The sequence below is a fragment of the Pseudoxanthomonas mexicana genome (genome assembly GCF_014397415.1).
GTDB classification, from domain to species: domain Bacteria; phylum Pseudomonadota; class Gammaproteobacteria; order Xanthomonadales; family Xanthomonadaceae; genus Pseudoxanthomonas_A; species Pseudoxanthomonas_A mexicana.
The window spans coordinates 1,675,705-1,697,542 of the sequence record NZ_CP060731.1; the positions used below are offsets into that span (position 1 = coordinate 1,675,705).

Annotated in this window: 23 protein-coding genes and 1 tRNA gene; 22 read left to right on the forward strand and 2 right to left on the reverse strand. The window is 68.1% G+C overall.

Translation table 11 applies throughout. The features are described 5' to 3' along the window. Positions 1 to 72: 72 nt before the first annotated feature. The 3 genes from aspS (at position 73) to IAE60_RS07625 (ending at position 2,772) form a co-directional block, all read left to right on the forward strand. Positions 73 to 1,821 carry an aspartate--tRNA ligase gene (gene aspS / locus IAE60_RS07615; RefSeq protein WP_187574426.1) on the forward strand — a complete coding sequence of 583 codons (1,749 nt, stop codon included), beginning with the start codon at positions 73 to 75 and terminating at the stop codon, positions 1,819 to 1,821. Between the two features lie 130 nt (positions 1,822 to 1,951). Continuing rightward, positions 1,952 to 2,248, forward strand: a complete 297-nt coding sequence (locus tag IAE60_RS07620) for a DNA primase (protein ID WP_187574427.1) — start codon at positions 1,952 to 1,954, stop codon at positions 2,246 to 2,248. Beyond that, positions 2,245 to 2,772 (forward strand): GNAT family N-acetyltransferase, encoded by a 528-nt coding sequence (locus IAE60_RS07625; RefSeq protein WP_185895307.1) that lies wholly within the window; start codon positions 2,245 to 2,247, stop codon positions 2,770 to 2,772. Before IAE60_RS07620 ends, IAE60_RS07625 begins: the two co-directional genes overlap by 4 nt. 279 nt (positions 2,773 to 3,051) lie before the next feature. Here the strand turns inward: IAE60_RS07625 and IAE60_RS07630 are convergent, their stop codons facing one another. Both IAE60_RS07630 and IAE60_RS07635 read right to left on the reverse strand, forming a co-directional pair. Then, positions 3,052 to 3,990 carry an alpha/beta fold hydrolase gene (locus tag IAE60_RS07630; RefSeq protein WP_187574428.1) on the reverse strand — a complete coding sequence of 313 codons (939 nt, stop codon included), beginning with the start codon at positions 3,988 to 3,990 and terminating at the stop codon, positions 3,052 to 3,054. Positions 3,991 to 4,026: 36 nt separating this feature from the next. Continuing rightward, complete coding sequence (locus IAE60_RS07635; protein ID WP_185895309.1) at positions 4,027 to 4,455, reverse strand: organic hydroperoxide resistance protein; 429 nt, start codon at positions 4,453 to 4,455, stop codon at positions 4,027 to 4,029. A 122-nt stretch (positions 4,456 to 4,577) separates the two neighbouring features. Here IAE60_RS07635 and IAE60_RS07640 point away from each other — a divergent pair, with 122 nt between their 5' ends. The 19 genes from IAE60_RS07640 to IAE60_RS07730 all read left to right on the forward strand — a co-directional run bounded on the left by IAE60_RS07640 (position 4,578) and on the right by IAE60_RS07730 (position 21,734). Continuing rightward, entirely contained in the window at positions 4,578 to 5,405 is an 828-nt protein-coding gene (locus IAE60_RS07640) for an AraC family transcriptional regulator (protein ID WP_187574429.1), read from the forward strand. A gap of 42 nt (positions 5,406 to 5,447) precedes the next feature. Beyond that, a complete protein-coding gene (locus tag IAE60_RS07645; RefSeq protein ID WP_187574430.1) occupies positions 5,448 to 6,086 on the forward strand; it encodes an esterase/lipase family protein in 639 nt (212 codons plus the stop codon). A gap of 56 nt (positions 6,087 to 6,142) precedes the next feature. Further along, the gene (locus IAE60_RS07650; protein ID WP_187574431.1) at positions 6,143 to 6,874 is read left to right on the forward strand and encodes a YebC/PmpR family DNA-binding transcriptional regulator; all 732 of its coding nucleotides are present in this window, start codon (positions 6,143 to 6,145) and stop codon (positions 6,872 to 6,874) included. A gap of 120 nt (positions 6,875 to 6,994) precedes the next feature. Then, entirely contained in the window at positions 6,995 to 7,516 is a 522-nt protein-coding gene (gene ruvC / locus IAE60_RS07655) for a crossover junction endodeoxyribonuclease RuvC (RefSeq protein WP_162110845.1), read from the forward strand. Next, on the forward strand, positions 7,513 to 8,100 hold the full coding sequence (gene ruvA, locus IAE60_RS07660) for a Holliday junction branch migration protein RuvA (RefSeq protein WP_162110844.1): 588 nt from the start codon (positions 7,513 to 7,515) through the stop codon (positions 8,098 to 8,100). The genes ruvC and ruvA overlap by 4 nt, the downstream gene beginning before the upstream one ends. A gap of 51 nt (positions 8,101 to 8,151) precedes the next feature. Next, the gene (locus IAE60_RS07665) at positions 8,152 to 10,068 is read left to right on the forward strand and encodes a potassium transporter Kup (RefSeq protein WP_187574432.1); all 1,917 of its coding nucleotides are present in this window, start codon (positions 8,152 to 8,154) and stop codon (positions 10,066 to 10,068) included. 36 nt (positions 10,069 to 10,104) lie between these two features. Then, complete coding sequence (gene ruvB / locus IAE60_RS07670; RefSeq protein ID WP_187574433.1) at positions 10,105 to 11,145, forward strand: Holliday junction branch migration DNA helicase RuvB; 1,041 nt, start codon at positions 10,105 to 10,107, stop codon at positions 11,143 to 11,145. 51 nt (positions 11,146 to 11,196) lie between these two features. Beyond that, positions 11,197 to 11,652, forward strand: a complete 456-nt coding sequence (gene ybgC, locus IAE60_RS07675) for a tol-pal system-associated acyl-CoA thioesterase (protein ID WP_162110841.1) — start codon at positions 11,197 to 11,199, stop codon at positions 11,650 to 11,652. Positions 11,653 to 11,691: 39 nt separating this feature from the next. Beyond that, on the forward strand, positions 11,692 to 12,465 hold the full coding sequence (tolQ, locus tag IAE60_RS07680; RefSeq protein ID WP_093487632.1) for a protein TolQ: 774 nt from the start codon (positions 11,692 to 11,694) through the stop codon (positions 12,463 to 12,465). Between the two features lie 12 nt (positions 12,466 to 12,477). Next, the gene (locus tag IAE60_RS07685; protein WP_187574434.1) at positions 12,478 to 12,921 is read left to right on the forward strand and encodes an ExbD/TolR family protein; all 444 of its coding nucleotides are present in this window, start codon (positions 12,478 to 12,480) and stop codon (positions 12,919 to 12,921) included. After that, positions 12,911 to 13,951, forward strand: coding sequence for a cell envelope integrity protein TolA (gene tolA, locus IAE60_RS07690; protein ID WP_187574435.1), 1,041 nt, complete (start codon positions 12,911 to 12,913; stop codon positions 13,949 to 13,951). Before IAE60_RS07685 ends, tolA begins: the two co-directional genes overlap by 11 nt. Before the next feature lie 103 nt (positions 13,952 to 14,054). After that, positions 14,055 to 15,374 carry a Tol-Pal system beta propeller repeat protein TolB gene (tolB, locus tag IAE60_RS07695; RefSeq protein WP_185895317.1) on the forward strand — a complete coding sequence of 440 codons (1,320 nt, stop codon included), beginning with the start codon at positions 14,055 to 14,057 and terminating at the stop codon, positions 15,372 to 15,374. Positions 15,375 to 15,430: 56 nt separating this feature from the next. Further along, positions 15,431 to 15,946 (forward strand): peptidoglycan-associated lipoprotein Pal, encoded by a 516-nt coding sequence (gene pal, locus IAE60_RS07700; protein WP_185895318.1) that lies wholly within the window; start codon positions 15,431 to 15,433, stop codon positions 15,944 to 15,946. A gap of 15 nt (positions 15,947 to 15,961) precedes the next feature. Further along, a complete protein-coding gene (ybgF, locus tag IAE60_RS07705; RefSeq protein ID WP_187574436.1) occupies positions 15,962 to 16,792 on the forward strand; it encodes a tol-pal system protein YbgF in 831 nt (276 codons plus the stop codon). A 66-nt stretch (positions 16,793 to 16,858) separates the two neighbouring features. Continuing rightward, the gene (queE, locus tag IAE60_RS07710; RefSeq protein ID WP_185895320.1) at positions 16,859 to 17,542 is read left to right on the forward strand and encodes a 7-carboxy-7-deazaguanine synthase QueE; all 684 of its coding nucleotides are present in this window, start codon (positions 16,859 to 16,861) and stop codon (positions 17,540 to 17,542) included. A 147-nt stretch (positions 17,543 to 17,689) separates the two neighbouring features. Next, on the forward strand, positions 17,690 to 18,355 hold the full coding sequence (gene queC, locus IAE60_RS07715) for a 7-cyano-7-deazaguanine synthase QueC (RefSeq protein ID WP_162110835.1): 666 nt from the start codon (positions 17,690 to 17,692) through the stop codon (positions 18,353 to 18,355). 74 nt (positions 18,356 to 18,429) lie between these two features. Continuing rightward, positions 18,430 to 18,505: transfer RNA gene (locus IAE60_RS07720), tRNA-Lys, on the forward strand. 64 nt (positions 18,506 to 18,569) lie between these two features. Further along, positions 18,570 to 19,682 (forward strand): PLP-dependent cysteine synthase family protein, encoded by a 1,113-nt coding sequence (locus tag IAE60_RS07725; RefSeq protein WP_244966679.1) that lies wholly within the window; start codon positions 18,570 to 18,572, stop codon positions 19,680 to 19,682. 24 nt (positions 19,683 to 19,706) lie between these two features. Beyond that, the gene (locus IAE60_RS07730; RefSeq protein ID WP_187574437.1) at positions 19,707 to 21,734 is read left to right on the forward strand and encodes a M3 family metallopeptidase; all 2,028 of its coding nucleotides are present in this window, start codon (positions 19,707 to 19,709) and stop codon (positions 21,732 to 21,734) included. Positions 21,735 to 21,838: the final 104 nt, after the last annotated feature.

A 21,838-nucleotide genomic window follows, 5' to 3' on the forward strand; every position in this document is an offset into this window, starting at 1 on the left:
AACTAGCGGGCTTGACCGGCCTGTCACGCCGCGGGATGTCCCGGCCCCGGTCCGAACCCCAGTGGAGCCCCCATGCGTACCCATTTCTGCGGCCTCGTGAACGAGGCTTTGATCGGCCAGACCGTAACCCTGTGCGGCTGGACCGATGTCGCCCGCAATCTCGGCGGCGTGTGCTTCATCGACCTGCGCGACCACGAAGGCATCGTGCAGGTGACGGTGGATCCGTCCAATGCCGAGGTGTTCAAGGTCGCCGCCTCGCTGGGCTACGAGGACGTGCTGCAGGTCGAGGGCGTGGTGCGCGCGCGCGAGGCGGTCAACGCCAAGATCCGCACCGGCCAGGTCGAGGTGATCGCCACCCGCATTACCGTGCTCAACAAGGCCGAGCCGCTGCCGTTCCATCACCATGAGAACCCAGGCGAAGACATCCGCCTGAAATACCGCTACCTGGACCTGCGCAGCCCCGACATGCAGCGCAAGCAGCGTACCCGCATCCGCCTGGTGCAGGCGCTGCGCCGCTGGCTGGACGCGCGCGGCTTCCAGGACATCGAGACGCCCATCCTCACCAAGGCCACGCCCGAGGGCGCACGCGACTTCCTGGTGCCGGCGCGCATGCACCCGGGCGAGTTCTATGCGCTGCCGCAGTCGCCGCAGCTGTTCAAGCAGATCCTGATGGTCGCGGGGTTCGACCGCTATTACCAGATCGCGCGCTGCTTCCGCGATGAGGCGCTGCGTGCCGACCGCCAGCTGGAATTCACCCAGCTCGACATGGAATTCGCCTTCGTGCGCGAGCGCGACGTGCAGGACACCGTGGAAGGCATGATCCGCGACATCTTCGCCGAGGTGATGGACGTGCAGCTGGATGCGCCGTTCCCGCGCATGACCTGGGCCGAGGCCATGCGGCGCTACGGTTCGGACAAACCCGATCTGCGCATCGCGCTGGAGCTGGTGGACGTGGCCGATCTGGTGAAGTCCAGCGAGTTCGCCGTGTTCACCGCGGCCGCCAGCGACCCGGACGGGCGCGTCGCCGCGTTGCGCATCCCCGGCGGTGCGTCGCTGAGCCGCAAGCAGATCGACGAGTACGCCGCGCACGCCGCCAAGTACGGTGCGAAGGGCCTGGCCTACATCAAGATCGACGATGCCGGTGAGATTTCCTCGCCGATCCGGAAGTTCTTCGCCGAGGACGCCTTCGCCGCCCTGGTGAAGCACGTCGGCGCGGGCAACGGCGACATCGTGTTCTTCGGCGCGGGCGGCTACAACAAGGTCAGCGACTTCATGGGTGCGCTGCGCCTGAAGGCCGGCAAGGACTTCGGTCTGGTCCAGGACGGATGGAAGCCGCTGTGGGTCACCGACTTCCCGATGTTCGAGTGGGACGAGGACGCGCAGCGCTACGTCGCGCTCCACCACCCCTTCACCGCGCCCGCGGTCGACGACATTGCCGACCTGCGCGCCAATGCGAAGACCGCGGTGTCGCGCGGCTACGACATGGTGCTGAACGGCAACGAGATCGGCGGCGGATCGATCCGCATCCACCGGCCGGAGATGCAGAGTGCGGTGTTCGAGCTGCTCGGCATCGGTGCGGAAGAGGCCGAAGCCAAGTTCGGCTTCCTGCTGGATGCGCTGCGTTTCGGCGCGCCGCCGCATGGCGGCATCGCGTTCGGCATCGATCGCATCGCGGCGTTGATGGCAGGCACGGAGTCGATCCGCGACGTGATCCCGTTCCCGAAGACCACCACGGCGCAGTGCCTGATGACCGGCGCGCCGTCGCCGATCCCGGACGACCAGCTTGCTGAAGTCCATATCCAGGTTCGTCCGCGGACTTGACCGCTAAGCGGTCAAGCCCCCGTCATTTCGTCTGGGCGAAATGACGGGTCCCGCGCCGTTGCATGCCACAACCCCGCGGCTGACGCCGCGCCCCCTTGACTCAAGGGGGCTTAACATCAAGAGAGCCAAGATGACGGAAGTTGCTTTTTCGCTTGAGTGGGAACGCCTGGGCAATGAAGGGGCCGATGCGGGCCTGGTGACGGAACGCGCGCGCGTGTTCGGTGGCTGGCTGGTGCGCGTCGGCACGTCGCCGGCCGCGATGGCGGTGACCTTCGTGCCGGACGGCCAGGGTCGCTGGGACGGCGAGGACTTCGGCGAAGACGATTACGAAGAAGAAGACGAAGAAGAGTACGAAGAGGAAGAAGACGAAGACGCCGACGAGGAAGACGAGGCGGCCGAAGAGGAAGAGGACGAAGAGGACGCGTGAGCGTGCGTATCCGTCGCGCCACCGTCGATGACGCGGCCGTGCTGTCGGACCTGGCGTCGCGTACGTTCACCGAGACCTTCGGCCATCTGTATCCGGCCGAGGACCTGGCGGCGTTCCTCGCCGATGCCTACGAGGTGGGAAAGCAGAAGGTCATCCTGTCCCATCCGGACTATGCGGTGTGGCTGCTGGAGGACGACGGTGTGGCCGTGGGCCATGCGGCGGCCGGGCCGTGTGGGCTGCCGCATCCTGAAGTGAAGGCGGGCGATGGCGAGCTGAAGCGCTTGTACGTGCTGGCGTCGCACCAGAACGGTGGCTGGGGCGGGAAGCTGTTCGCCGAGGTGGAGCGGTGGTTGTTGAGGGACGGTCCGCGGACGCTGTGGATCGGGGTGTGGTCGGAGAATTTCGGTGCGCAGCGGTTCTATGCGCGGCAGGGGTTCGTGCGGGTGGGGGAGTACAAGTTTCCGGTGGGGAAGACCTTGGATGATGAGTTCATCCTGCGGCGGAATGCGTCTACAAGTGTTTGATGATCGAAGCGTTCCGCTGGCCCGCAGGGCCAGCGGGTAACTTTTCTTTGTTGGCGCAAAGAAAAGCCACCAAAAGAAAGCGCCTTCTCCGACGAAGCAATCCCATGAGGCGTTGCTATCGGGATTTTCCGACTCGCCCTCCTGGCGAGGCGGAAAACGGCGGACATCCTTGTCCGCCGCCCTCCGGGTCTGGTGGGTTCGCTGGCGTATCGGTGTGGCGAAAGATCAAAAGCAAACGGCCGCGTGTGCGGCCGTTGCTGTTTGCGGAGGCTTTCTTCCTTACTTCTGCAGGAAGTCGAGCAGGTCCTGGTTGACGCGGTCCTTGTGGGTGTCGGTCAGGCCATGGGGGGCGCCGGCGTAGACGATCAGCTTGGCGTTCTTGATCAGCGCGGCGGAGGCCTTGCCGGAGGCGTCGATGGGGACGATCTGGTCGTCGTCGCCGTGGATGACCAGGGTGGGGATGTCGAACTTCTTCAGGTCGGCGCGGAAATCGGTGGCCGAGAACGCGGCGATGGAGTCGTACGTGTTCTTGTGGCCGGCCTGCATGCCCTGCGCCCACCAGCTGTCGATCAGGCCCTGCGAGACCTTCGCGCCGGGGCGGTTGAAGCCGTAGAACGGGCCCGAGGCGATGTCCTTGTAGAGCTGCGCGCGGTTGTCCAGCGAACCTTTGCGGAGGCCGTCGAACACCTCGATCGGCAGGCCGCCCGGATTGTCGGCGGTCTTCAGCATCAGCGGCGGCACGGCGCTGATCAGCACGGCCTTCTTGACGCGGCGGGTGCCGTGGCGACCGATGTAGCGCGCCACTTCGCCGCCGCCGGTGGAGAAGCCCACCAGGGTCACGTCCTTCAGGTCCAGCGTGTTGATCACGGTGGCCAAGTCGTCGGCGTAGTGGTCCATGTCGTTGCCGTCCCATGGCTGGCTGGAACGGCCATGGCCGCGGCGGTCGTGGGCGACCACGCGGTAGCCCTTGGCGGCCAGGAAGATCATCTGCGATTCCCAGCTGTCCGAAGACAGCGGCCAGCCGTGGCTGAAGGCGACGACCGGACCGTTCTTCGGGCCCCAGTCCTTGTAGTACAGCTGCACGCCGTCGGCGGTGGTGATGTGGCTGGCGGTGCGCTCGACGGCGACCGGGGCGGGAACGCTGGCGGGGGCGGCCAGGCTGGCCTGGGTGCCGACGGCCAGGACGGTGGCGGCGATGGTGCGGGTGATGGCGTTCATGGCGAGGATTCCGGTGGTGGGTGGCAGGAGGAGGGGTCAGTCGGCGATCACCAGCGTCACGTCGATGTTGCCGCGCGTGGCGTTGGAGTACGGGCAGACGATGTGGGCGGCGTCGACCAGGGTCTGCAACTGCTCGCGGGCAACGCCGGGAGCGGCGATGGTCAGTTCGGCCTGGATGCCGAAGCCGGTGGGGATCTGGCCGATGCCGACCTTGCCGGTGACGGTGGTCGAGGCGGGCAGGGCGACCTTCTGCTTGCCGGCGACGAACTTCAGCGCGCCCAGGAAGCAGGCCGAATAGCCCGCGGCGAACAGCTGTTCCGGGTTGGTGCCGTCGCCGCCGGCGCCACCCAGCTCGCGCGGGGTGGTCAGCTTGACGTCGAGCACGCCGTCGGACGAGGTGGCCTGGCCTTCGCGGCCGCCCGAGGCGGTGGCGGTGGCGGTGTAGAGGATCTTTTCGATGGACATGGCGGTATTCCTTGGAGAGGGGGTGGTCCGGGGCGGGTGGCCGTCCGGTGAGGTGTACTTTGCGCGCCACGTCGGTACGAATGGTGATATAGAATCCTGAAAACTTGATCTGGAGTTCCGACATGGTCGATCGGCTGGCTGTCCTGCTGGACCGGTTCTCGGTGAGCGCACAGGTGTTCAATGCCGGTGCGCTGTGCGGCATCAACACGCTGGAGGCCGAAATGGGCCTGGGTCAGCTGCACCTGATCCGGCAGGGGCCGCTGGAGGTGGTCTATGGCGCGACCTCGCTGCACATCGACGAGCCCAGCCTGCTGCTTTTCCCGCGCGCGCTGACGCACCGCTTCATCAGCGACCCGGTGCGCGGTGCCGACATGACCTGCGCGACGTTGCGGTTCGAGGGTGGCGACCAGAATCCGATCTGTGCGGCGTTGCCCGACGCGGTCTGCCTGCCCCTGTCGGGCATCCATGGCGCCGGGGACGTGCTGGCGCTGCTTTTCGAGGAGGCCTTCACCCAGCGCTGCGGACGCACCGCGCTGGTGAACCGCCTGTTCGAGGTGGTGATGATCCAGGTGCTGCGCCAGCTGATGGAAACCGGCGAGGTGAAGGGCGGCATGCTGGCCGGGCTTTCCCATCCGCGCCTGCGCAATGCGATCGTCGCCATGCACGAGGCGCCGGCGAAGGACTGGACGCTGGAGGATCTGGCACGCGTGGCCGGCATGTCGCGCACGGTGTTCGCGTCGACCTTCCGCGAGTCGCTGGGCATCACGCCCGGCCAGTACCTGCAGGGCTGGCGCGTGGGGCTGGCGCAGCAGGCGCTGCGCCACGGCAGGCCGCTCAAGGTGGTCGCATCGGACGTCGGCTATGGCAGCGAGGCCGCGCTGTCACGCGCCTTCAAGGCGCACAGCGGGCTGTCGCCACGCGAATGGAAGCGCGCCCATGCGACGCACTGAACGGGCTGGCGGCCCGCGCAGGCTTCCACCACACTTCCAGCCATGACCGCACAGCCCTCCTCGACGCCACGCGTGCTGCTGGTCCATGGCATCTGGAATGCGAAATCCTGGCTCACACCGCTGGCGCGGCGGCTGCGGCACGAAGGCTTCGAAGTTGAAACCTTCGGCTATCCCAGCATCCTCGGGGGGCCGGAGCCCGCCATTGCCGCGTTGATCGCGCGTCTGCAGGGCGGGCCGCCCGTCCATCTGGTGGGGCACAGCCTGGGCGGACTGATCGGCCTCGAGGCGCTGCGCCGAGCGCCTGGCCTGCCGGTGCAGCGCATGGTCTGCCTGGGCTCGCCGCTGTGCGGCAGCGGTGCCGCGCGTGACCTGGGACGGCGGGCGTGGACCGCGCCCGTGCTGGGTCGCAGCGGCGGCCTGCTGCAGGCCGGCTGTCCTCCCTGGGAGGGCACGGTGCCGGTCGGGATGGTGGCGGGCAACGTGGCGCGGGGCATCGGCCGCCTGATCACCCGGTTCGGGGGCGAATCCGATGGCACGGTCGCGCTGGAAGAAACCCGTCTGCCGGGGCTGGCCGCGCACTGCGTGGTGCCGGCCAGCCACACCGGGCTGGTGTTCTCCGCCCATGCGGCGCGCCAGGCGGCGCATTTCCTGCGTGAGGGCTGCTTCGACAGCGAGCCGTGATGCGGGCGGGGGGCGCGTATAATCCGCGCCCTTGTCAGAGCACTCCGGAAGTCACCATGGGTAGAGGCCCGTCCATCGAAGCCCGCAAGAACGCCACCGACGCCAAGCGCGGCAAGATCTTCACCAAGATCATCCGCGAGATCGGCGTGGCGGCCCGTGCCGGCGGCGGCGATCCCGCCAACAACCCGCGGCTGCGGGTGGCGGTGGACAAGGGGCTGGCGGCGAACATGTCCAAGGACGTGATCGAGCGTGCTATCAAGAAGGCCACCGGCGAACTGGAAGGCGTGGTCTACGAGGAAGTGCGCTACGAGGGCTATGCGCCCGGCGGCGTGGCCGTGATCGTCGACTGCCTGACCGACAACCGCGTGCGCACCGTCGCCGACGTGCGCCATGCCTTCAGCAAGTGCGGCGGCAACATGGGCACCGAGGGCTCGGTGGCCTTCATGTTCAAGCGCCTGGGCGTGCTGAGCTATGCGCCGGGCGCCGATGAAGAAAAGATCACCGAAGCCGCCATCGAAGCCGGTGCCGACGACATCGTGGTGTACCCCGATGACGGCTCGATCGACGTGGTCACCGCGCCGGAGGCCTTCCAGGGCGTGAAGGACGCGATGGAAGCCGCCGGCCTGAAGCCGGATCACGCCGAGATCACCTTCCGTGCCGACAACGACATCAGCGTGCAGGGCGACACCGCGCTGCAGGTGAAGAAGCTGCTGGACATGCTGGAAGACCTGGACGATGTCCAGGACGTCTATTCCAACGCCGAGCTCGGCGCGGATGCGTATGCCTGACGGCCGGGCTTGGGGATTCGGGACTCGGGATTGGCAAGAACGCTCTCCCGGCCACCCGATACCCCGTCCTGCCTCCGCCGGCGTCGAATCCCGAATCCAGAATCCCCCATCCCGGCTCCAATGACCCGCATCCTCGGCATCGACCCCGGTTCCCAGCGCACCGGCATCGGCATCATCGATGTCGATGGCGCGGGCAGGGTGAGCCATGTCCACCACGCGCCGCTGGTGCTGCTGGGGGCGGAGGATTTCCCCCAGCGGTTGCGCGTGCTGCTGGACGGACTGACGGCCGTCATCGCCACCTGGCAGCCGGACGAGGTCGCCATCGAGAAGGTGTTCATGGCGCGCAATCCCGATTCGGCGCTCAAGCTGGGGCAGGCGCGCGGCGCCGCCATCAGCGCCGTGGTGCTGCGCGACCTGCCCGTGCACGAGTACGCGGCCAAGGAAGTGAAGCTGGCCGTCGTCGGGCGCGGCAGCGCCGAGAAGACCCAGATCCAGCACATGGTCGGCATCATGCTCAACCTGCACGGCAAGCTGCAGGCCGATGCCGCCGATGCGCTGGCCGTCGCCATCACCCACGCGCACGTACGCGCCACGGCCAAACGGCTGGGCGTGAGTTCGCAACTGGCCTGGAGCAGGAAATGATCGGACGTCTTCGCGGCATCCTGGCGTACAAGTCGCCCCCGTGGCTGGTGATCGACGTGGGTGGCGTTGGCTATGAACTGGAAGCGCCGATGAGCACGCACTACGACCTGCCCGACGTGGGCCGCGAAGTGCTGCTGTTCACCCACTATGCGCAGAAAGAGGACAGCGTGGCGCTGTACGGCTTCCTGCGCGAGGGCGAGCGCCGGCTGTTCCGCGACGTGCAGAAGGTCAGCGGCGTCGGCGCGAAGATCGCGCTGGCCGTGCTGTCCGGTGCCAGCGTGGACGAATTCGCGCGCATGGTGCAGGCGGGCGACATCGCCGCGCTGACGCGCATCCCCGGCATCGGCAAGAAGACCGCCGAACGCATGGTGGTGGAGCTGCGCGACCGCGCGGCCGACCTGATCGGCACCGGCGTGGGCGGCATCAGTGCCTTGCCGGCCGATCCGCAGTCCGAGGCGACCATCGCCCTGCAGCAGCTGGGCTACAAACCGGCCGAAGCCACCCGCATGGCGCGCGACGCCACTGCGCCAGGCGACGAGGCCGCGACGATCATCCGCAAGGCGCTGCAGTCGGCGCTGCGCTGACCGTCGCCTAGAGCACCCCTTCACTTCCACAGCGCTACCCTTCCGGCCGCCATGTCCACCCCCTCATCTCCCCACGACGCCGGGCAACACGGCCATTCGAAGGCCGGCATGGTCGCCCTGGTGGCGGGCGCCGTCGGCGTGGTGTTCGGCGACATCGGCACCAGCCCGCTGTACACCATCAAGGAAATGTTCCATCCGCACTTCGGCCTGACGCCGGATGCGGACACGGTCCGCGGGCTGCTGTCGCTGGGTTTCTGGTCGCTGCTGCTGGTGGTGACGTTGAAGTACGTCATCGTGATCATGCGCGCCGACAACGACGGCGAGGGCGGCATCATGGCGCTGACCGCGCTGGCGCAGCGCAGCCTGACCAAGGGTTCGCGCCTGAACTATACGGTCGGCATCCTCGGCATCTTCGGTGCGGCCCTGTTCTTCGGCGACGGCATGATCACGCCGCCCATCACCGTGCTGGGCGCGGTGGAGGGTCTGGAGGTGGTGTCGCCGGTCTTCACCCGATGGGTGGTGCCGATCAGCCTAGTGATCCTGACCGGCCTGTTCGCGTTCCAGCGCTTCGGCACCGCGAAGGTGGGCAAGGCGTTCGGCCCCGTGATGATCACCTGGTTCATCGTGCTGGCCGGCTTCGGCATCTACAACATCGCCCAGAACCCATCGGTGCTCGCGGCGCTGAATCCGTTCTGGGCCTGGCACTTCTTCGTCACCCACGACTGGCACGCGGTGCTGATCCTGGGTGCGGTGGTGCTGACCGTCACCGGCGGCGAGGCGCTGTACGCCGACATGGGGCACTTCGGCAAGAAACCCATCCGCTGGGGCTGGTTCGGTTTCGTGCTGCCGGCGCTGGTGCTGAACTACTACGGCCAGGGCGCCGTGCTGCTGCGCCATCCCGAGGCGGTGGCCAACCCGTTCTACATGTCCATCCCGGACTGGGCGCAGATCCCGATGCTGGTGCTGGCCACCACGGCGGCGGCGGTGGCCTCGCAGGCCGTCATCACCGGCGCGTTCTCGGTGACCCGCCAGGCCATCCAGCTGGGGTACCTGCCGCGCCTGCACATCAAGTACACCTCCAAGGACACGATCGGCCAGATCTACGTGCCGTCGGTCAACCTGATGCTGTACCTGGCGGTGGTGGTGCTGGTGCTGAGCTTCCAGAGCTCGGGCGCGCTGGCCACGGCCTACGGCCTATCGGTCACCGGTACCATGCTGATCGACACCCTGTTGCTGGCGATCGTCGCGTACACGCGCTGGCCCGATTCCCGCCGCTGGGTGCTGCCGTTGTGCGGCGTGTTCCTGGTGATCGACCTGGCCTTCCTGTTCGCCAACGGCGCGAAGCTGGTCACCGGCATCGGCGCGTGGGTGCCGCTGTTCATCGGCATCACCGCCTTCACCATGATGCGCACCTGGCGCCGCGGCCGCGAACTGCTGCATGGCGAGGTGCAGAAGGACGGCATCCGCCTGGATACCTTCCTGCCCGGCCTGATGCTGGCCCCGCCGGTGCGCGTGCCGGGTACCGCGATCTTCCTGACCGCCGACAAGGGCGTGGTGCCGCACGCGTTGCTGCACAACCTGAAGCACAACAAGGTGCTGCACGAACGCAACGTGTTCCTGACGGTGGAAACCCTGACGGTGCCGTACGCGCTGAAGAAGAAGCGGCTGAAGATCGAGCCCATCGGCGACGACTTCTATCGCGTGGTGATCAGCTACGGCTTCGCCGAGACGCCGGACGTGCCGCAGGCGCTGATGGGCTCCTGCGACCAGGGCGGCGTGTACTTCGATCCGATGGAGACCACCTACTTCGCCAGTCGCGAGACGGTGGTGGCCCGCCGGCAGGGCGGCATGCCGATCTGGCGCGACAAGCTGTTCGCGGCCATGCACCGCAACGCCGCGCCGGCGACGGGGTTCTTCCGCATTCCGGGCAACCGCCTGGTGGAACTGGGCGCGCAGGTCGAGATCTGACGGTGAATGGGCGACGGTTTCGTCCATAATCCCGTCATGACCGCCGACCGCCTCATCGATTCCTCCGCCACCCGCGAAGACGACGCCATCGAGGCCAGCATCCGGCCCAAGCGGCTGGACGAGTATCTGGGCCAGAAGCCGGTGCGCGAGCAGCTGGACATCTACATCCAGGCGGCGAAAGGGCGCGGCGAGGCGCTGGACCACGTGCTGATCTTCGGGCCGCCCGGCCTGGGCAAGACCACGCTGAGCCACGTGATCGCCAACGAGCTGGGCGTGAACCTGCGCGTCACCTCCGGCCCGGTGATCGAGAAGGCCGGCGACCTGGCCGCGCTGCTGACCAACCTGCAGCCGCACGACGTGCTGTTCGTCGACGAGATCCACCGTCTCTCGCCCGTGGTCGAGGAGGTGCTGTATCCGGCGATGGAAGACTTCCAGATCGACATCATGATCGGCGAGGGCCCCGCGGCCCGTTCGATCAAGCTGGACCTGCCGCCGTTCACGCTGATCGGCGCCACCACGCGCGCCGGCCTGCTGACTGCGCCGCTGCGCGACCGTTTCGGCATCGTGCAGCGGCTCGAATTCTATTCGCCCGAGGAACTCACCCGCATCGTGCAGCGTTCGGCGCGCATCCTGGGCATGGACTGCGTGCCGGAGGGCGCCGCCGAAGTCGCGCGTCGCGCACGCGGCACGCCGCGCATCGCCAACCGCCTGCTGCGGCGCGTGCGCGACTACGCGCAGGTCAAGGCCAACGGCCACATCGACGTGGACGTGGCGCGCGCCGCGATGCAGATGCTGAAAGTGGACCCGGAAGGTTTCGACGAACTGGACCGCCGCATGCTGCGCACCATCATCGACAGCTTCGACGGTGGACCGGTCGGTGTGGAATCGCTGGCCGCCGCGCTCAGCGAGGAGCGCGGCACGCTGGAGGACGTCATCGAGCCCTATCTGATCCAGCAGGGCTTCCTGATCCGCACCGCCCGCGGCCGCATGGCCACCCGCAAGGCCTACCTGCACCTGGGCCTGACGCCGAAGGGCAGGGTGCCGGACGCGAGCGACGCGCCAGGCGAACTCTTCTGAGCGCCACTGGTTTCAGGTTGGTATGCACCATGCCGTGCGGGAGCGCATGCTTTGACGACTGATTCGAAGACGATCGCCGTGGATGCGGCTCCGTTCATCTTTCCGACACGCGTCTATTGGGAAGATACCGACGCCGGTGGCGTGGTGTACCACGCGCAGTACGTCGCTTTCCTGGAGCGGACCCGCACCGAGTGGTTGCGGGCCCGCGGGTACGCCCAGGAGCAGCTGCGCCAGACCCACGACCTGGTGTTCGCCGTCCGCGCGATGCGCCTGGATTTCCTGCGCCCCGCCCGGCTGGACGATCTGCTGCAGGTCAGCGCGCGCATCCACCAGTGCAAGCGGGCCAGCGTAGTGTTCGCCCAGACGATCGAGCGCGGCGGTGAGGTGCTGCTCACCGCCGAGGTGAAGGTCGCGGCGCTCAGCGCGTCCGGGTTCAGACCCGTTGCGCTGCCCGAGACGTTGTACGAAGAGTTCCGCCGGCTCGAGACCCCGGGCCCGCCGCTTTAACCCGACACGCAAGACAACACGAGAATCGAGGAACGACGGATGATCGCAACGCTGCTGGCCTTCCAGGACACCGTGGTGGAGGCGCTGCCGCCGGAAACCGCCGCCGCCGCCGCCCAGGCCACGGCCGAAACCGTGCACAGCGGGATCAACTACATCGACCTGATGCTCAAGGCCAGCCTGCCGGTGAAGCTGATCGTGCTGTTGCTGCTGGCCGGCTCGCTGATCAGCTGGATCATCATTTTCCGCAAGGCGCGGGTGTTCAAGACCGCCAACCGCGACGCCGACGAGTTCGAGGGCCGGTTCTGGTCCGGCGCCGAACTGCACAAGCTCTACGCCGGCGCCGCCGACCGCAACCGCGTCGTCACCGGGCTCGAGGCGATCTTCGAAGCCGGCTTCCGCGAGTTCACCCGCCTGCGCGACAAGCGCGGCCTGGACGGACGCGCGCAGCTGGAAGGCGCCCAGCGCGCGATGCGCGTGACCTACACGCGCGAGGTCGACCAGCTGGAACGCAACCTGGAACTGCTGGCCAACATCGGCTCGACCGCGCCCTACGTGGGCCTGGTAGGCACCGTGTTCGGCATCATGGTCACCATGCACGACATGCTCAACAGCGGCGAGCAGGCGGGCATCGCCGCCGTCGCGCCGGGTATCTCGGAGGCGTTGTTCGCCACCGCGATCGGCCTGTTCGTCGCCATCCCGGCGGTGTGGGCCTACAACCGTTTCACCACCCGCGTGGAGCGTCTGTCGGTGCGCTACGAGAGCTTCGCCGAGGAGTTCAGCTCGATCCTGCAGCGCCAGAGCTCGGGCGAGTAAGCGGAGCGCCCCATGGCCGGAAGCATCTTCCATCGCAAGCGCCGCAAGCTGAAGTCCGAGATCAACGTCGTGCCGTACATCGACGTGATGCTGGTGCTGCTGATCATCTTCATGGTGACCGCGCCGCTGCTGACGCTCAGCGTGGACGTCAAGCTGCCGTCGTCGAGCGCGAAGGCGGTCGAGACCCGCAACGAGCCCATCATCGTCATCGCCTATCCGGACGGCCGCTTCGGCCTGAAGCTGCCGGAAGCCGAGCAGCCTGAAGTGCTGGACGCTGCTGGACTGGAGGCCAAGGTCGCCGCGATCCGGGGCGAGCAGGGCAACGAGCTGCGCATCATGGTGGCGGCCGAAGGTTCGGCGCCCTACCAGAAGGTGCTGGATGCGATGGACGTCCTCCGTCGCGCCAAGGTCAGCAATGTCAGCCTGATGACCAACGCGGGTGGCAATGCACGCTGAAGTCGCCCCGCGTCATCCGGCCCAACGCGACGAAGGGCTGGGCAGGGCGATCGCCTGGGCGGTCGGCCTGCACCTGCTGCTGGCCGTGCTGCTGATCGTGTCGCCGCTGCTGACCTGGGACCGCGATCGCCTCAATGCGGCCGGTGCGCCGACGATGGAGGCCACGCTGGACGCGTCTGCCGCCGACCAGCGCGCGGTCGAGCGCGCGCTGGACTTCACGCCTGCGCCGTTGCCCGAGCCCGTGGAGGAGCCGGCGCCGGAAGACACCGTGCCGCCGCCGCAGCCGATTCCCGAGCCGTCCCCGCAGGATGCGCCGGTCGAACGCCAGGCCGAGGCGCAGGAGCGCATTCCCGTTCCCGATACGACCGAACAGGACGAGGCGAGGCTTGATGCGATCTCGCAGGAAAAGGCCCGTCAGGAGCAGGAAGCCAAGCGTCGCCAGGAACAGATCGACCTGACCGAACGCAAACGGCAGGAGCAGGCCGAACAACAGCGCCGCCTGGCCGCGCAGCAGGAAGAAGACCGGCAGAAACGCATCGCCGCCGAGGCGCAGCAGAAGGCCGAAGCCGACAAGAAGCGGTTGGAGGAAATCCGCCGGCAGCGTGCCCAGGCCGCCCGCGAGGCCCAGCTGGCCGAGCAGAAGCTGCGCCAGCTGGCCGACGCGCGTGCGCGGCAGGCGGCTGCGTCGGCCAACCAGTCGCAGTACGGCCAGCCCGCAGCCCCGGCCGGCAATGGCGGTACCGACGCGGACCTGCGGGGTCGCTACGCGGCGGCCATCCAGGAGGCGGTGTTGAGGCAGTGGACCCGTCCCGAGTCGGTGCCGGTCGGCACCCGCTGTCGGGTGGTGATCACCCAGCTGCCGGGCGGCGAGGTGATGAGCGCCAAGGTCCAGCCCGGGTGCGCGATGGACGCAGCAGGCCAGGATTCGGTGGAGCGCGCGGTGCTGAAGGCCCAGCCGCTGCCGTACCGGGGCTACGAATCGGTGTTCGCGCGTACCCTGACGCTCAACTTCGAGGCCCGGGACCGCTGACTTCACGCGGCGTTTTCGCGATCCTCGTTCACAATTGTTAAAACGTTCACGCGGAGGCTGGTATCCCTGTGCCGCCCCGCCCAACCGCAGAGTTGCCGTGCCCATGATCAAACCGCTGCGCTGGTTCGCCCTCGTCCTCTTCACGCTCCTGCCCGCGCTGGCTTCCGCCCAGCAGCAGGGTCTGGAAATCGACATCATCGGCGGCAACGCCTCCGCCCTGCCCATCACCGTGGTGCCCATGCCCTACCAAGGCACCGCCGCTGCGCCGGCCACCGATGTGGCGGCGGTGGTGCGTGCCGACCTGGAGCGTTCCGGGGCGTTCCGGACCCTGCCGGTGGCCAGCATCACCGAGCGCCCGACGCGGGGCGGCGAGATCCAGTACCCCACCTGGCGCGCCCTGCGTCAGGACTACCTGGTGGTCGGTCGCGTGGCCGATGCCGGCGACGGCAGCTACCGGGTGGAGTACGAACTGTTCGACGTGGCCAAGCAGGAGCGCATGCTCGGCCTGGCGATGACCGCCCGCGCCAGCGCCATGCGCGACGTGGCCCACCAGATGGCCGATGCCATCTACGAAAAGATCCTGGGCGTGCGTGGCGCCTTCTGGACCCGTATCGCCTACGTGACCGCGGCCGGCACCGGCAAGGCCACGCGCTATGCGCTGATGGTGGCCGATTCGGACGGCTACAACCCGCAGACCGTGGTGCGCTCGGCCGAGCCGCTGCTGTCGCCGTCGTGGAGCCCGGACGGCCGCAGGCTGGCCTACGTCAGCTTCGAAAGCGGCAACTCGGCCATCTATATCCAGGACATCTCCACCGGCGCGCGCGAGAAGGTGGCCAGCTTCCGCGGCATCAACGGCGCGCCGTCGTTCTCGCCCGATGGCCGCCAGCTGGCGTTGACCCTGTCGCGCAGCGGGAATCCCGAGATCTACGTGATGGACCTGGGCAGCCGTTCGCTGCGCCAGCTGACCAACACCTCCGCCATCGACACCGAGCCGGTGTGGAGCGCGGACGGCGGCACCATCTACTTCACCTCCGACCGCGGCGGTCGCCCGCAGATCTACCGCGTTCCGGCGGCAGGCGGCAGCGCCAGCCGGGTGACGTTCGAGGGCACGTACAACGCCACCGCCACAGTGTCCTTCGATGGCAAGAAGATCGCCGTCGTGCAGGGCGCGGGCAACAACTACCGCATCGCCCTGATGGACAGCAGCCTGGGCAGCGCTCGCTGGTCGTCGCTGTCGCCGGGCTCGCTGGACGAATCCCCCAGCTTCGCCCCCAATGCCAGCATGGTGCTGTATGCCGCGCGTGAGGGCGGGCGGGGTGTGCTGTATGCCGTCTCGGCCGACGCGCGCGTACGCCAGCGTCTGGTCGTGGCCAATGCCGATGTGCGCGAGCCGGCGTGGTCGCCCTACCGGACCGCCCGTTAAGTTTATGTCTACAATGTAGTTTCGATCCCCCGTTCCCCATGACGCAAGGAATGACCATGAACAACACCACCCGTGTGCTGATGCTGTCCCTGATGTCCGTCGCCGTGCTGGCTGGCTGCAAGAAGGACGTCAAGCCGACGCCGCCCGCCGACACCACGACCACCGCGCCGACCACCCCGACCGCGCCCACCACCTCCGGTGTGTACGGCCCGAACGACCTGGATACCGACGCCTGCCTGCGCCAGCGCGTGGTGTACTTCGATCTGGACCAGGACGCCCTGAAGCCGGAGTTCCAGGCCATCATGGGCTGCCACGCCAAGTACCTGCGCGACCGTCCGTCCTCGCGCATCTCGCTGGAAGGCCACGCCGACGAGCGCGGCAGCCGCGAGTACAACCTGGGCCTGGGCGAGCGCCGCGGCAATGCCGTCAATTCGGCCCTGCAGGCTGCCGGCGGTTCGGCCAGCCAGCTGACCGTGGTCAGCTACGGCGAAGAGCGCCCGGTGTGCACCCAGTCCGACGAGTCCTGCTGGTCGCAGAACCGTCGCGTCGAGATCGTCTACACGGCGAAGTAAGCCGTCGTCGTCACGATGATCGCCAAGAAGTACATGCTGGTTCTCGCGGCGGCCCTGGTGGCCGCCGCTCCCGCCCATGCCCAGCGCGTGAGCCTGGCCGACCGCGTCGCGGCGCTGGAAGCCAAGGCCAACAACCCCCAGCAGAACCTGGACCTGCTCAACCGCGTCACCCAGCAGGAAACGGAACTGCGCGAGCTGCGGGCCCAGCTGGAACAGCTGCAGAACGAGAACGAACAGCTCAAGCAGCGCAACCGGGACCAGTACCTGGACCTGGACGGCCGTCTCAACCGCCTGGAAGGCGGCGCCGCGCCGGTCACTCCCGCGCCTGCCGCGGCGCCTCCGCTGAGCAGCACACCGACATCCGGGCCGGCCATTGCGCCGGCGCCTGCCGTTGCCCCTGCCACCACCGAACGCCCGCCCAGCGTGCATGGCGACCTGGGCGCGATGTCCGCGGCCGGCGACGAACGCACCGCGTACAACGTCGCGTTCGACAAGCTGAAGGCCGGCGATTACGCCGACGCCGCGCAGCTGTTCAGCAGTTTCCTGCAGCTGTATCCGTCGGGCGTCTACGCGCCCAACGCGCTGTACTGGCTGGGCGAGAGTTACTACGTCACCCAGAACTACGCGCTGGCGGCTGACCAGTTCCGCGCGCTGCTGGCCCAATATCCCACCCACGACAAGGCTGCCGGCGCCCTGCTGAAGCTGGGCTTGTGCGACTACGGGCTGGGCAAACTGCCCGAGGCCGAGCGCACGCTGGCCGAGGTCGTCGCGAAGTACCCCGGCACCGACGTGGCCCGCACGGCCGACGATCGCCTGCGCGCGATCCAGCTGGGTCGCCTGCGCTGAGCCGTTAGGGCAGGCCCGGGCGCTGCTGCGGGCTGCCGGACGGTCAGGGCGTATCATGCGCACCCCATGAACGACGCCGCCCGCCCCAGCGAGATCGTCCAGTCCCCGCTGGAACGCCTCAAGATCACCGAAATCTTCCTGTCCCTGCAGGGAGAGGCGAATGCCGTCGGCTGGCCCACCGTGTTCGTGCGCCTGACCGGCTGCCCCCTGCGCTGCCAGTACTGCGACACCGCCTACGCCTTCCACGGCGGGCAATGGCGGGAGATCGACGACATCGTGGCCGAAGTCGCGCGCCAGGGTGTGCGGCATGTCTGCGTGACCGGCGGCGAACCGCTGTCGCAGAAGCGCTGTCTTTCGCTGCTGCAGAAGCTGTGCGATGCGGGCTTCGACGTGTCGCTGGAAACCTCGGGCGCCATCGACATCGCCGGCGTGGATCCGCGCGTCTCGCGCGTGGTCGACCTGAAGACGCCAGGCTCGAAGGAGATGGCCCGCAACCGGCTGGAGAACATTCCGCTGCTCACCGCGCGCGACCAGGTGAAATTCGTCCTGTGCGGCCGCGGGGACTACGAATGGGCGCGCGAAATGGTGGCCGAGCACCGGCTGGCCGAGCGCTGCGACGTGCTGTTCTCGCCCAGCAAGAGCGAACTCGATCCCCGCGACCTGGCGGACTGGATCGTCGCCGACCGCCTGCCGGTCCGCTTCCAGATGCAGCTGCACAAGCTGCTGTGGAACGACGAGCCGGGGCGTTGAGGGCGGCGGGGATTGGGCGTTCGGGATTCGTGAAGCCGACAGCAGGCGCTTCCCACGAGCACCCACCGAGCGACCGGTCGCCACAACGTTCAAGCACATCCTATTCCGCCGTTGCCAATCCCGAATCCCCACTCCCGAATCCCGCACATGAAAAACGCCGTCGTCCTACTTTCCGGAGGCATGGACTCCGCCGTCGTCGTCGCCATCGCCCGCGCGCAGGGCTTCGCCGTGCATGCGCTCAGCGTGCGCTACGGCCAGCGGCACACCTCCGAACTCGACGCCGCCGCGCGCGTGGCCCAGTCCCTGGGCGCCGTGGCGCACAAGACCGTGCACGTGGACCTGCGCAGCATCGGCGGCTCGGCGCTGACCGACGACATCGATGTGCCCGAGGCCGGCGGCCCCGGTATCCCGGTGACCTACGTGCCCGCGCGCAACACCATCATGCTGTCCGTCGCGCTGGGCTGGGCCGAGGTGCTGGGCGCCAGCGACATCTTCTGCGGCGTCAACGCGGTGGACTACTCTGGCTATCCGGATTGCCGGCCGGAATTCATCGAGGCGTTCGAGAAGCTCGCCAACCTCGCCACCAAGGCGGGGGTGGAAGGGGCTGGCCTGCGCATCCACGCGCCGCTGCTGCGCCTGAGCAAGGCCGACATCGTGCGCGAGGGGATGCGCCTGGGCGTCGATTTCTCGCAGACGGTGTCCTGCTACCAGGCCGACGACCAGGGCCGCGCCTGCAGGCACTGCGATGCCTGCCGCCTGCGCGCCGCCGGCTTCGCCGACGCGGGCGTGCCGGACCCCACGCACTACGCGTGAACCGGGCGGACTTCGCCCCCTCGCGGACGATGCGCTAGAATGCGCATCCCGGTGCAAGGCCGGGATGCGTTCCCGGGCCGTTAGCTCAGTCGGTAGAGCAGAAGACTTTTAATCTTTTGGTCGAAGGTTCGAATCCTTCACGGCCCACCACGCACATCCCGCCGCCGCGCCATCACCGCGCCGCTTTCGCATCGGCGCACGCAAGGGGGGCGGCGTGACCACGGCAGCACGTGACTGGACGGCGCAGGCGATCCAGCGCATCGAAGCGGATTTCAACCGGTCCGCCGATACCCACCTCATCCCGCTGCCGATGCCCGGCTTTCCCGGCATCGACGTCTATCTGAAGGACGAGTCCAGCCATCCCACCGGCAGCCTGAAGCACAGGCTGGCGCGCTCGCTGTTCCTGTACGCGCTGTCGAACGGATGGCTGCGCGAGGGCGCGCCGGTGATCGAGGCGTCCAGCGGTTCCACCGCCGTGTCTGAAGCCTACTTCGCGCGCCTGCTCGGCCTGCCGTTCATCGCCGTCATGCCGTCCTCGACCTCGCCGGACAAGATCGCCGCGATCCAGTTCCAGGGTGGCCGCTGCCATCTGGTCGAGGATCCGGGCGCGATCAATGCCGTGTCGCGGCAGCTCGCCTGCGAGACGGGCGGCCATTTCCTGGACCAGTTCACCTACGCCGAACGCGCCACCGACTGGCGGGCGAACAACAACATCGCCGAATCCATCTTCAAGCAGATGGACGCCGAGCCGCACCCCATTCCAGATTGGATCGTGTGCAGCCCGGGCACCGGTGGCACCAGCGCCACCCTGGGGCGATATGTCCGCTATCGCCGCCATCCCACCCGTGTGCTGTGCGCGGATCCGGAGCATTCGGTCTTCTTCGACCAGTACCGGGGTGCCTGCACCGGCTGCGAGGATACGGCGCTGACCTGCGGACGCGGGTCAGGCATCGAGGGGATCGGGCGTCCGCATTGCGAACCCAGTTTCATCCCCGCCTGCATCGATGCGATGGTGAAAGTCCCGGATGCGCTGAGCCTGGCCGCCATGCGTCACGTCAGCACCGTGCTGGGACGGCGTGTCGGCGGCTCCACCGGTACCAACTTCGTCGGCGTGCTGGCCGCGGCCGAGCGCATGCGGGCCGCCGGCCGGTCCGGTTCCATCGTCAGCATCCTGTGCGACAGCGGTGAACGGTACGCGCACAGCTACTACAACCGGGACTGGTATCTGGAGCGCGGCATCCCCATCGTGGAAAGCGACGATGCCGTCGCGACCGCCGTCGCCGGACGCGGTCTGCCGCCGCTGGCGCAGGCCGACTGGCCCCTCTGAATTCCCTTCGCACCAGGTGTTCCCATGACCAACCCCCTGCTCGACTTCTCGGGCCTGCCGCGTTTCGACGAGATCCGTGCCGAGCACATCGCGCCCGCCATCGATCACCTGCTGGCCGAGGCGGAAGCGGCGGTCGCCGCCGCCGAAGCGGTTTCGCCGGTGACCTGGGACAGCTTCGTGGTGCCGCTGGACGACGCCACCGAACGCCTCGCCCGGGCCTGGAACCAGGTGACCCATCTGGAGGCCGTGGTGAACACGCCGGCCCTGCGCGGCGCCTACAACGCGCAGTTGCCGAAGGTGACGCGTTTCTGGAGCGCACTGGGACAGAACCTGGCGCTGTACCGCCAGTACCGCGCCCTGGCCGATGCGCCCGAAGCCGCGCATTACGACGACGCGCGACGCAAGGTGCTGGAGAACGCATTGCGCGACTTCCGCCTGGGCGGCGCGGAGCTGCCGGATGCGCAGAAGGCGCGCTTCGCCGAGGTGAAGGAGGAACTCGCCGCCCTGTCGGCGAAGTTCTCGCAGAACGTGCTGGACGCCACCGACGAATACGAATTCTGGATCAAGGACAAGCAGCACCTGGGTGGCTTGCCGGCCGACGTGGTAGCCGCCGCGCGTGCCGCCGCCAAGGCCGACGATGAGCCCGGCTGGAAGTTCACCCTGCAGATGCCGTGCTACCTGCCGGTGCAGGCCTACGCCGACGACCGCGCGCTGCGCGAGACGCTGTACCGGGCCAACGCGGTGCGCGCGTCGGAGCTGGGCGGCAACGAAGCGCTCGACAACTCCGCGCTGATCGACCGCATCCTGGCGCTGCGCATGGAGCTGGCCGGCATGCTCGGCTTCGACAGCTATGCAGCCTATTCGCTGGCCACCAAGATGGCCGACACACCGGACGAGGTGCTGCGCTTCCTGCGCGACCTGGCCGCGCGCGCGAAGCCGCATGCGCAGCGCGACCGCGCCGAGCTGGAAGCCTTCGCGCGCGAGCACCTGGGGCTGGACACCGTCGAAGCCTGGGACCTGGCCTACGCCAGCGAGAAGCTCAAGCAGGCGCGCTACAGCTTCTCGGCGCAGGAGGTGAAGCAGTACTTCACCGAGCCGGCGGTGCTGAAGGGCCTGTTCGGCGTGATCGGCGACCTGTACGGCCTGCGGGTGGAGCAGGATGCGGCGCCCACCTGGCATCCGGATGTGCGCTTTTACCGGCTGGTGGACGACCAGGGCACGCTGGTCGGCCAGTTCTACCTGGACCTGTACGCCCGCGAGGGCAAGCGGGGCGGCGCCTGGATGGACGACTGCCGCAACCGGCGCGACACCGCGCGGGGGACGCAGACGCCGATCGTGTACCTGGTGTGCAACTTCGGCAAAGGTGTGGACGGCAGGCCCGCGACCCTCAGCCACAACGATGTCACCACCCTGTTCCACGAGATGGGGCACGGCCTGCACCAGCTGCTGACGCAGGTCGGCGAGCTGGGCGTGGCCGGCATCAACGGGGTGGAATGGGATGCGGTGGAGCTGCCCAGCCAGTTCATGGAGAACTTCTGCTGGGAATGGGCGCGGGTGCAGGCGATGACGGCGCACGTCGATACCGGCGAACCGTTGCCGCGCGCGCTGTTCGACAGGATGGTCGCGGCGAAGAATTTCCAGAGTGGGATGGCGACGGTCCGTCAGCTCGAGTTCGGGCTGTTCGACATGCAGCTGCACAGCGGTTTCGATGCGGCCGACGACAGCGTGCTGGCGCTGCTGGACCGGGTGCGCGCCGAAGTGGCGGTGAACGTGCCGCCGGACTGGAACCGCTTCCCGCACCAGTTCAGCCACATCTTCGCCGGCGGTTACGGGGCGGGCTACTACAGCTACAAGTGGGCCGAGGTGCTCAGTGCGGACGCCTACGCGGCGTTCGAGGAAGCGCCGGGCGAGGTCGCGGCTACCGGGGCACGCTTCCGCCACGAAATCCTGGCGCGGGGAGGCAGCCGTCCCGCCGGTGAGAACTTCCGCGCCTTCCGTGGCCGCGCGCCGCGCATCGACGCCCTGCTGCGGCACTCCGGCATGGCGGGCTGAGGCAGGCGGTCCCGGGAGGACGCCGAGGCCCTCCCTGGCGGGGTTTGACCCTGACTGTAAACGTTTTCATAATGCCGTCTCCGTAACACCCGCGTTCCCGGGAG